At 68.3% G+C, this 8,721-nt stretch carries 10 protein-coding genes; 1 reads left to right on the forward strand and 9 read right to left on the reverse strand.

Features of this window, described 5'->3' with window-relative positions:
* Positions 1-144: 144 nt before the first annotated feature.
* Positions 145-1,023, reverse strand: a complete 879-nt coding sequence (locus AC3WL8_RS23875) for an oxidoreductase (RefSeq protein WP_013953512.1) — start codon at positions 1,021-1,023, stop codon at positions 145-147.
* Positions 1,024-1,212: 189 nt separating this feature from the next.
* Here AC3WL8_RS23875 and gcvA point away from each other — a divergent pair, with 189 nt between their 5' ends.
* The gene (gene gcvA / locus AC3WL8_RS23880; RefSeq protein WP_013953511.1) at positions 1,213-2,109 is read left to right on the forward strand and encodes a transcriptional regulator GcvA; all 897 of its coding nucleotides are present in this window, start codon (positions 1,213-1,215) and stop codon (positions 2,107-2,109) included.
* A 6-nt stretch (positions 2,110-2,115) separates the two neighbouring features.
* On the opposite strand, the gene AC3WL8_RS23885 is transcribed toward gcvA, so the two are convergent.
* The 8 genes from AC3WL8_RS23885 to AC3WL8_RS23920 form a co-directional block, all read right to left on the reverse strand.
* The gene (locus AC3WL8_RS23885; protein ID WP_013953510.1) at positions 2,116-3,351 is read right to left on the reverse strand and encodes a CaiB/BaiF CoA transferase family protein; all 1,236 of its coding nucleotides are present in this window, start codon (positions 3,349-3,351) and stop codon (positions 2,116-2,118) included.
* A gap of 1 nt (position 3,352) precedes the next feature.
* Positions 3,353-3,778: a PaaI family thioesterase gene (locus AC3WL8_RS23890; RefSeq protein WP_013953509.1), complete on the reverse strand. Its 426-nt coding sequence runs from the start codon at positions 3,776-3,778 to the stop codon at positions 3,353-3,355.
* Positions 3,775-4,758: a tripartite tricarboxylate transporter substrate binding protein gene (locus AC3WL8_RS23895; protein WP_492378919.1), complete on the reverse strand. Its 984-nt coding sequence runs from the start codon at positions 4,756-4,758 to the stop codon at positions 3,775-3,777. The genes AC3WL8_RS23890 and AC3WL8_RS23895 overlap by 4 nt, the downstream gene beginning before the upstream one ends.
* Before the next feature lie 32 nt (positions 4,759-4,790).
* Positions 4,791-5,594 carry an enoyl-CoA hydratase/isomerase family protein gene (locus AC3WL8_RS23900; RefSeq protein ID WP_492378920.1) on the reverse strand — a complete coding sequence of 268 codons (804 nt, stop codon included), beginning with the start codon at positions 5,592-5,594 and terminating at the stop codon, positions 4,791-4,793.
* Between the two features lie 10 nt (positions 5,595-5,604).
* Positions 5,605-6,369, reverse strand: a complete 765-nt coding sequence (locus tag AC3WL8_RS23905; protein ID WP_013953506.1) for an SDR family oxidoreductase — start codon at positions 6,367-6,369, stop codon at positions 5,605-5,607.
* A gap of 1 nt (position 6,370) precedes the next feature.
* The gene (locus tag AC3WL8_RS23910; protein ID WP_013953505.1) at positions 6,371-7,516 is read right to left on the reverse strand and encodes a thiolase family protein; all 1,146 of its coding nucleotides are present in this window, start codon (positions 7,514-7,516) and stop codon (positions 6,371-6,373) included.
* 28 nt (positions 7,517-7,544) lie between these two features.
* A complete protein-coding gene (locus AC3WL8_RS23915; protein ID WP_041228687.1) occupies positions 7,545-7,898 on the reverse strand; it encodes a Zn-ribbon domain-containing OB-fold protein in 354 nt (117 codons plus the stop codon).
* A 199-nt stretch (positions 7,899-8,097) separates the two neighbouring features.
* Complete coding sequence (locus AC3WL8_RS23920) at positions 8,098-8,445, reverse strand: hypothetical protein (RefSeq protein ID WP_013953503.1); 348 nt, start codon at positions 8,443-8,445, stop codon at positions 8,098-8,100.
* Positions 8,446-8,721 lie beyond the last annotated feature (276 nt).

Consider the following 8,721-nt stretch of genomic DNA (forward strand, 5'->3'; position numbering starts at 1 on the left):
ATACGCGGATGCCCGACACCGTGCAATGCCGGACGCAAGATGGCCCGCAAGTGGCGAGGTCGGCGCTCGGCCGGCCTTTGTTTCGCGGGTCGCACGGCTTGCCTGCACTGCAGCAAACCGTGCGCTGGTGCGCCGCAGCAAAGATCAGCGGCGCACGTCGTCGTGGTCGGTCGACACCGCCAGCGCCTGCCACGCGGCTAGTTCGCTTTCCACCTTGCGGTTCTTCTCGGCGATGCGGTAGACCGTGTCCGAGCCCAGCGGCAGGCGCACTGGCGGGGTTTCGCTGTCCGCTAGCGTCAGCAGCGCTGCCGCCAGCTTGGCCGGGTCGCCGGGCTGCTGGTGGTTCGCCGAAGTCATGTGCTCGCGCATTGCGCCGACCGTTTCCGCGTAGGCCGGGATCTCGGTGCGCACGCGCACGAGCGAGCTGGCATCGAGGAAGTCGGTGCGGAAGAAGCCCGGCTCGACCACGGTGGCGCGGATGCCCAGCGGCGACAGTTCCGCGTCAAGCGCTTCGGTCAGGCCCTCGACCGCGAACTTGGTGGCGCCGTAGACGCCCCAGCCAGGGTACGCCGCGTAGCCACCGATCGACGAGATGTTGAGGATGCGGCCGCTGCGCTGCCGGCGCATCTGCGGCAGCACGGCACGCGTCACGGTGAGCACGCCGAACACGTTGGTGGCGAACTGCTGCTCGACTTCCTGCGCGGAGGCCTCTTCGACCGCGCCGAGCAGGCCGTAGCCAGCGTTGTTGACCAGCACGTCGATGCGGCCGAAGCGGGCCACGGCGGCCCCGGCGGCGGCGATGGCCTGGGCTTCGCTGGTGACGTCCAGCGCCACGCCCAGCAGGTTGGCGTGTTCGCCCAGTGCGGCGGTGATCGTTTCCGGGCGGCGCGCGGTGGCGACGACCCGGTCGCCACGTGCCAGCGCGGCACGGGTCAGTTCCAGGCCGAAGCCGCGCGAAGCGCCGGTAATGAACCAGACCTTGCTGGTGGCGTTGACAGTGGTGTTGGTGGTGTTGGCGGACATGGTGAATCTCCTTTCAGGGTGCTCCGTTTGACTGCGATGTCTGATGGCGGGGGCCACGGAGACAAATTTAGGCTGGCGATGCCCGCAACACTAGGCGGCGTAATCGAGTTTCAATAACAACTACTAGTTGTGAATGAAAAGCCAGCGCGTCGATTGAGCAAACCTCAACCGTGTGGCAGACTCGCCGGCATGGACAAACTGCCCCCACTGAACGCCTTGCGCGCTTTCGAGGCGGCCGCACGGCACCTCAGCATCACCACGGCTGCCGAGGAGCTGCACGTCACGCCCGGCGCCGTCAGCCGCCAGATCCGCGCGCTGGAGGAGGGGCTGGGCGTGCAGCTGCTGCATCGCGGCCACCGGCAGATCTCGCTGACCCGCACCGGCGAGGACTACTACCGCGCCGTGACCAAGGCGATGGACGACCTGCGCGAGGCCACGCGGCGATTGAGCAAGCGCGCCAAGCGCAAGCAGCTGAAGGTGCGCGCCTACACCACCTTTGCCATGCGCTGGCTGATCCCGCGGCTGTCGAGCTTCCATGCCGCCAATCCCGGCATCGAGGTGCTGCTGACGGCGTCGCTCGATCCGGTCGACTTCCGCAAGGAAGACATCGACGGCGCGATCCGGCTGGGCGACGGCAAGTGGAGCGGCGTGAATACCTACCGGCTGGTGTCGAACATCCTGGTGCCGGTATGCAGCCCAGGGCTGCTGGAGGGCGGGCCGAAGGTGAAGAAGCCCGCTGACCTGCAGCACCAGACCCTGCTGCACTCGATCGCGCGGCCCGACGACTGGGCCCACTGGCTCAAGGCCGCGCGCGCGGAGGGGCAGGTCGATGCGCACAGCGGCATGACCTACCAGAGCTCGGCCATGGCCTATGCGGCCGCGGTCGAAGGGCAGGGCTTTGCCATCGCGCAGCGCTTCCTGGTGGCGGCGGATCTCGACGCCGGCCGGCTGGTGGCGCCATTCCGCCAGACCGTGGACATGGGCGATTTCACCTACTACCTGCTGACGCCCGCCGATCGCAAGGAAAGCGCGAGCATGGCGGTGTTCCGGCAGTGGTTGCTGGCGCAGTTTGACGCTCAGGGTTGAGCGCGCTCACGATGCCGCCGCGACCACGTGTCGCTTCTCCTCGATATCGCCGCAGTGGATAGCGCCCCGTGACGACAGCGCGGCGATTTCGTCGCGGCTGTAGCCAAGCTCGCCCAGCACCGCCTGCGTATGCTGCCCGCAAGCCGGTGCCGGCCGCGATGGCAATGCGTTCTCCTGAGCGCTGTTGATTGGGAATCCCGGCATCCGGATCTCGCCCAGGGTGTCGTGCCGGACGCGCTGCACCATGCGGTTGGCAGCCACCTGCGGATGCGCCATGACGTCCTCGTAGGTCGCCACGGGGGCGCACAGAATGTCGGCGTCCTGGAGCAACGCCAGCCATGTGTCGGTCGTGCTGGTGATGAAGACACTGGTCAGCGCCTCCACCATTGCCGCGCGATTGGCGACGCGCAGCGGCGAGGTGGCAAAACGCGGATCGTCGGCCAGTTCGGGCCGGCCCACTACATCGCACAGCCGGCGCCAGCGCTCGGGCATATAGGCGGCCACCATGACCCAGCCATCGGCGGTGCGGAAGGCCTGGTTGGGCGCGGAGTAGGGTGCCGCGCTGCCCACGCGTTCCGGCAGTTTCCCGTCGGCGCAATAGCTGGTGATGGACGACTGCTGCAGCGCCAGCGCCGCATTGAGCAGGTTGACGTCGAGATGGCCGCCCAGGCCGTCGCGCGCCCGCTGCGCGAGCTTCGCCAGCACGCCCACGCAGGCCACGTAACCTGTCGTCACGTCGACCACCGGCGCCTGCACCTTGCACGGCTCGCCGTCGGGCAGGCCGATCAGGCTCATCAGGCCGGAATCGGCCTGCATGATGCCGTCGACGCCGGCGCGATGCGCATGCGGCCCTTCCTGCCCGTAGGCGGAGATCGAGCAGTAGATCAGCGCGGGGTGCGCGTTGGCCAGTTGCGCATGGCCGAGGCCGAGGCGCTCCATCACGCCCGGGCGCATGCTTTCCACCACGATGTCGGCGCCCGCGATCAGGCGGCGTGCCACGGCCACGCCGTCAGCGGACTTGAGGTCGAGCGCCACGCCCAGCTTGTTGCGGTTGAAGCCGTGGAACAGCGCGCTGTCGTCGCCGAGCCAGCCCGGTCCCAGACCGCGGCCCAGTTCGCCGCCGGGCGGCTCCACCTTGATGACCCTGGCGCCCATGTCGGCCAGCAGCATGGTGCAGGTCGGCCCGGCGCCGATCTGCGTGAAGTCGATGACGGTCAGGCCGTCCAGTGCGTCGCGCAACATGTCATGCCTCCGGAAGGGTGCGGGATCGTTTGAATGTGCCTTGCGCGGTGGCCACCAGCACGCCGGCATCGGTGGTCAGCTCCGCCGAGGCGAAGTACAGGCTCATGCCGGCACGGGTGACCTGCGCCGTGGCGCGCAGCCGGCCCGTGCTGGCCTTGCTGAGGTAGCTGATCGTCAGCATGACAGTGACCGCGTGGCCGAGCGCGCCGTCACGGCGGGCGGGCAGCCCGGCGTACCCGCAGGCTGCGTCGAGCAGCGTGGCAGTCACGCCGCCCTGCACGCTGCCCTGGCGGTTCAGGTGGCGCGGCTCGAGATCGAGCTCGAAGGTGCAGCGGCCGTCGCCGACGCTGGCCAGGCGGATGCCGAGGTAGTCCAGCAGCGGGTTGTCCGTGGCGGGCAGGACATGGCTTTCGGTATGCGTGTTCATAGCGCCACCTTGATGCCGTTGTCCCGGATCAGGCGCTGCCAGCGCGCCATCTCCTTGCCGATATACGCCTTCAGCTCGGCCGGCGATGATGCCTGCGGCTCGAAGCCCTGCTTGCCCATCTGCTCCGCCACATCAGGCGATTTCAGCGCCGCCACCAGCGCGGCGTTGATCTTGTCGACCACCGGCTTGGGCGTCCGCGCCGGCGCCAGCAGGCTGTACCACAGCTCGGCGTCGTAGCCGGCCATGGCGGCTTCCGCAAAGGTCGGCAGGTCCGGCATCAGCGCGGTGCGCGTCTTGCCGGCGATGCCGAGCGCGCGCAGCTTGCCGGCGCGCACGTACTGGATCGCCGAGGCAAAGGTGGCGAAGGAGATCTGCACCTGGCCGCCCATCAGGTCGGTGATCGACGGCCCGGTGCCGCGATAGGGCACGTGCAGCAGTTCGGTCTTGTTGAGCTTGGCAAAGACTTCACCGGCGAGGTGTTGCGGCGTGCCGTTGCCCGGGCTGCTATAGCTGAGCTTGCCGGGGTTGGCGCGGGTGTACTGGATAAAGTCCTGCAGCGTGCGGAACGGCTGGTTGGGGTTGGCGACCAGCATGATTGGCACCGACGCGATCCGCCCCACCGGCTCGAAGTCGCGTTCGATGCTGAACGGAATCTTGGTGCCGAGGAAGGGGTTCATCGTCACCTGGCTCGACGCGATCACCAGCGTATAGCCGTCCGGCGCCGCATGGGCGACGTAGTCGGCGCCAAGGTTGCCGCCCGCGCCGGGCTTGTTCTCGATGACGATGGTCTGGCCCAGCAACTGGCCCATCTTGGGCGCAATCAGCCGCGCCAGGATGTCGTTGCCGCCGCCGGGGGCGAACGGCACTACCAGGGTGATCGGCTTCTGCGTGGGGAAGGGCGCCTGTGCCGCCGCGCCCAGGGCGGTGGCTGCCAGCATGCCGGCCAGCGCCAGGCGTGCGAATCGGGTAATGCGAGTCATGCTTTGTCTCCTGTGTGTGTGTTTTCAAACGCTCAGCGGCCCGTGTAGCGGGGCTGGCGCTTCTCGGCAAATGCCTGCCGGCCTTCGGTCCGGTCGGCGGTATCGCGCAGCACGCCCCAGTAGAGTTCAGTCAGCTGCTGCGCATCGGCTTCGCTGAGGTGGCTGGTCTGGCGCGACAGCCGCTTGACTGCCTGAACCGCCAGCGGTGCATTGGCGGCGATGCAGGTGGCGATGGTCAGCGCACGGTCGAGCAGCGCGGCTGGCGCCACCGACTCGGTGACCAGGCCAATGCGCGCGGCCTGCACCGCATCGATCCGCTCGCCGGTCAGCACCATCTGCATCGCATGCGCCGCCGGCACGGCCTTGAGCAGGCGATGCAGGCCGGAAACGGCGGGGATCGATCCGACCGCGGCTTCGGGCAGGCCGAAGCTCGCCCGCTCCGACGCAATCCGCACATCGCATTGCAGCGCGATCTCCAGCCCGGCCCCGAGGCAATGCCCGTTGACGGCAGCGATCAGCGGCTTGCACAGGCTCAGGTCGGTCAGGTCCATCAGCCGGATATAGAGGCCGAGGTCGGCCGCCTGCTCCGGCGCGCGGAACAGCGCTTCCGGGTAGGTGGCGGGCGAACTGCGCGTGCCCTTCAGGTCGGCGCCTGCGCAGAAGGCGCGCGTGCCGGCGCCGGTCAGGACGGCCACGCGCAGGTCGTCGCGGTCGCGCACTTCGGTGAGATGCGCGCGCAGTTCGCGCAGCGCGGTCACGTCCAGCGCATTGAGCGCCTCGGGCCGGTTGATCGTCAGCACGGCGACCGCGCCTTCGGTGTGGAGTCGTACGGTCATGGCGGCCTCCTTATACGCTCGGCGACGACAGGCTGCGCCCGCCGCAGACATAGAGCGTCTGCCCGGTCACGTACGACGACTGCGGATCGAGGAAGAAGCTGACCGCGTTGGCGATGTCGTCGGCGGTGCCGATGCGCTGCACCGGGACCGACTTTTGCAGCCGTGCCTGCACCTCGGGCGTAAAGCCGCGGAACAGCGGGGTATCGACGATGCCCGGCGCCACCGCATTGACGGTGATGCCCTTGGCCGCGAACTCGATCGCCAGCGAGCGCGTCAGGCTGACCACACCACCCTTGGCTGCGGAGTAGTTGGCTTGCCCGAAACCGCCGAGCCAGGCCCGGGACGAGATATTGACCACGCGCCCGTAGCCGCGCTCGACCATGCCCGGCAGCGCCGCGCGGCAGCACAGGAACTGCGAGCGCAGGTTGGTATCGATGACCAGGTCCCAGTCCTCGTCGGTCATCTTCAGGAAACGCATGTCGCGGACCGCGCCGGCGTTGTTGACCAGGTAGTCGACGCGGCCGCTCCGCGCCTGCACTTGCGCGAAGGCGTCGTTGACCGCTGCCGAGTCGGTCAGGTCGACGCTGGCGCCAATGGCGTTGAAGCCCTCGGCGACCAGCGCGCCGACGGCGGCATCGAGCGCGGCCGCGTCGCGGTCGAGCAGGGCCACGGCCAGCCCCTGGCGGGCCAGTTGCGTGGCGATGCCCAGGCCGATGCCGCGCGCGGCGCCAGTGACCACGGCTACATGGGAAGGATCGAAGCGTTGCGTGCCCATCTCAGACTCCCAGCAAATGGACGGAAGAGGCGGCGTGGTCCACGCCCGCGATGCCGCCGCCGGTGCATTGCGTCAGGCCGATGCGCGCATCCGCCACCTGGCGTTCGCCGGCGCGGCCTTGCAGCTGCCACAGGATCTCGACCATCTGCGCCACGCCGGTGGCGCCCAGCGGATGGCCCTTGGCCAGCAGGCCGCCGCTCGGGTTGACCGGCACGCGCCCGCCCAGGCGCGTCGCGCCGGATTTGAGCAGGGGCACGGCGTCGCCGCGCGGTGCCAGGCCGAGGGCTTCGTAGTAGAGCAGTTCGGCGATGGTGAAGGCGTCGTGCAGCTCGACCACGTCGACGTCCTGCGGGCCGAGACCGGCCTGTTCATAGGCCTGGCGCGCAGCGCGCGCGGTGATCTCGGCATCGAGAATGTCGTCGTCGGCCTCCTCTCGCATGCCCGACACCACTACCGACGAGAGCACCTTCACCGGCCGCGCCTGCGCCGGGCGGCGCGTGCTCAGCACCACCGCCGCCGCGCCATCGACCTGCGACGGGCAGCACTGCAGCAGCGTCAGCGGGTCGGCAATCATGCGCGAGGCCAGCACTTCCTCGACCGTGGTGGTCTTGCGCTGCTGGGCATACGGGTTCAGCGAGCCGTGGTAGCGGTTCTTCACGGCCACTTCGGCGAGGTCGGCAGGATTGGCGTCGCGCTCGTGCAGAAAACGCGTGCCGCGCATCGCATACACCGCGGGCAGCACCATGCCCGACTTCGCATAGAGCTCGGTCTTTTGGTCATTGCGCTGCAGCGGGATGGTGCCGCCGCCGAGCGCGGTCAGCTGCTCGATGCCGAAGACCAGCACCGTGTCGTATTGCCCGGCCAGCAGCGCGTGCCGTGCCAGGTGCACGCCGGTGGCGCCGCTGGCGCAGGCGTTCTCGACGTTGTAGACCGGGATGCCCTTGAGCCCCAGGTCGCGCACGATCAGCTGGCCGAGAATCATGCCGCCCAGCACGTTGGCGCAGTAGACCGCCTGGATGCGCCCGGCCGGCACCTCGGCATCGGCCAGCGCCTTGAGGATCGCCTGTTGCGCCAGTTCCGGCGCCAGCACGCCGGGGTGGCGGCCGAACGGCGTCATCGCGCCGCCGTGGATATAGATGTCTTGCATCTTGCTTACCTTTCCTTTTCTCGATCGTTCAGGCTGTGACGGCCTCGAAGACATAGCCCAGCCCGGCGTCATGCCGCTGCGCGTAGCGTTCGCCGATGACCGGGCGCGCCGTGCCCTGCAGGCGGCCGAAGATGCGCACCGGGCCGACGAAGTCGACATAACCCAGCGCATACGGCGGCTGCCCGCTTTTGGGCGCGGGGTGGATCACGGTGAAGCTGTAGAGCACGCCCGTGCCGGTGATGGCGACGGTTTCGTGGCCGTCCGCCAGCGGCGAGTCGGCGGGCAGCGCCGGGAAGATCCACTCGCCGGTGGCACGATCACGCGAGGCAAGCAGGTGGGGAACGGGTTCCGCGCTCCAGAGCGGATAGGGCTGGTCTGACATGGCTGTCTCCTGTGGGTTGGCCTTGGCGTAATTGTTGTCGTCGTCGGCCTGCGCGACAAACGATATTTCCGGCGTTTTCGGTTGAGAAAAAGTCAAGCGAAGGGCCAGAATGAGATGTCTGGAAAGGCGCTTTGTCTGGGGCCGGAGTCAGCCGTTCAGGTCTTGCGCTGCCGCGTTGCCTCGACTTCGGAGCGGGCGATCACACCCACGCCGATGCGCCATTCAACGCCGTGCCGCGCGGGCGCGGATCGCCTTCGACCGCACGGGCACCATCGGTGTACGGATCGAACTTTCGCCGCGGAGTGGCCGAGACCTCGCCGCGGTCGAGGCCGGCAACGAGCGCGGCGGCGCCACGGTTATGCGCGCCTTCGGAGAAGGTGTCGAAACTGCCCTGCCGCTGGCCGTCGGTGAACACGTCATGCGTGCGCGCTGCCACGCTGGCGGGCGCGCTGTTGCCGGCTGGCGCGGCATTGGCGTTCTGGGGGGAGACGGCGACCACCAGCGAGATGGCGGCGGGAACAAGGGTGCGTGCGAGTTGGGCAATCATGATGTCGCTCCTGGAGACTGGTCATCGAAGAATGAGGCGGACGGTGGGTGCTGCGCATATCCCGGTGTGGTTCCGGGGATGGCGCCGTGCAGCCGCCGTTGAGACCAATCTAGGCGTGGAGCGGACGTCGCACTAGGGAGTGGAATGGCGCTTCACTAGCAACTTACGGTTGCTAGTGCGGGGTAGCAGGCTCAGGGCAGAGCCTGTCAGATTTCTTGTGTGTTGAGGTCATGAGACGATATCGAAAGAAACGCCCTTATGACCGAAACAACAAGC

Source organism: Cupriavidus sp. FW305-F7, from assembly GCF_058782875.1.

Excerpts from the sequence above, each read along its gene's own strand:
- AC3WL8_RS23920 (WP_013953503.1), bottom strand. The coding sequence starts at position 8,445 with ATGATTGCCCAACTCGCACGCACCCTTGTTCCCGCCGCCATCTCGCTG.
- AC3WL8_RS23885 (WP_013953510.1), bottom strand. The coding sequence starts at position 3,351 with ATGTTGCGCGACGCACTGGACGGCCTGACCGTCATCGACTTCACGCAG.
- AC3WL8_RS23895 (WP_492378919.1), bottom strand. The coding sequence starts at position 4,758 with ATGACTCGCATTACCCGATTCGCACGCCTGGCGCTGGCCGGCATGCTG.
- AC3WL8_RS23910 (WP_013953505.1), bottom strand. The coding sequence starts at position 7,516 with ATGCAAGACATCTATATCCACGGCGGCGCGATGACGCCGTTCGGCCGC.
- AC3WL8_RS23900 (WP_492378920.1), bottom strand. The coding sequence starts at position 5,594 with ATGACCGTACGACTCCACACCGAAGGCGCGGTCGCCGTGCTGACGATC.
- AC3WL8_RS23890 (WP_013953509.1), bottom strand. The coding sequence starts at position 3,778 with ATGAACACGCATACCGAAAGCCATGTCCTGCCCGCCACGGACAACCCG.
- AC3WL8_RS23875 (WP_013953512.1), bottom strand. The coding sequence starts at position 1,023 with ATGTCCGCCAACACCACCAACACCACTGTCAACGCCACCAGCAAGGTC.
- AC3WL8_RS23915 (WP_041228687.1), bottom strand. The coding sequence starts at position 7,898 with ATGTCAGACCAGCCCTATCCGCTCTGGAGCGCGGAACCCGTTCCCCAC.
- AC3WL8_RS23905 (WP_013953506.1), bottom strand. The coding sequence starts at position 6,369 with ATGGGCACGCAACGCTTCGATCCTTCCCATGTAGCCGTGGTCACTGGC.
- gcvA (WP_013953511.1), top strand. The coding sequence starts at position 1,213 with ATGGACAAACTGCCCCCACTGAACGCCTTGCGCGCTTTCGAGGCGGCC.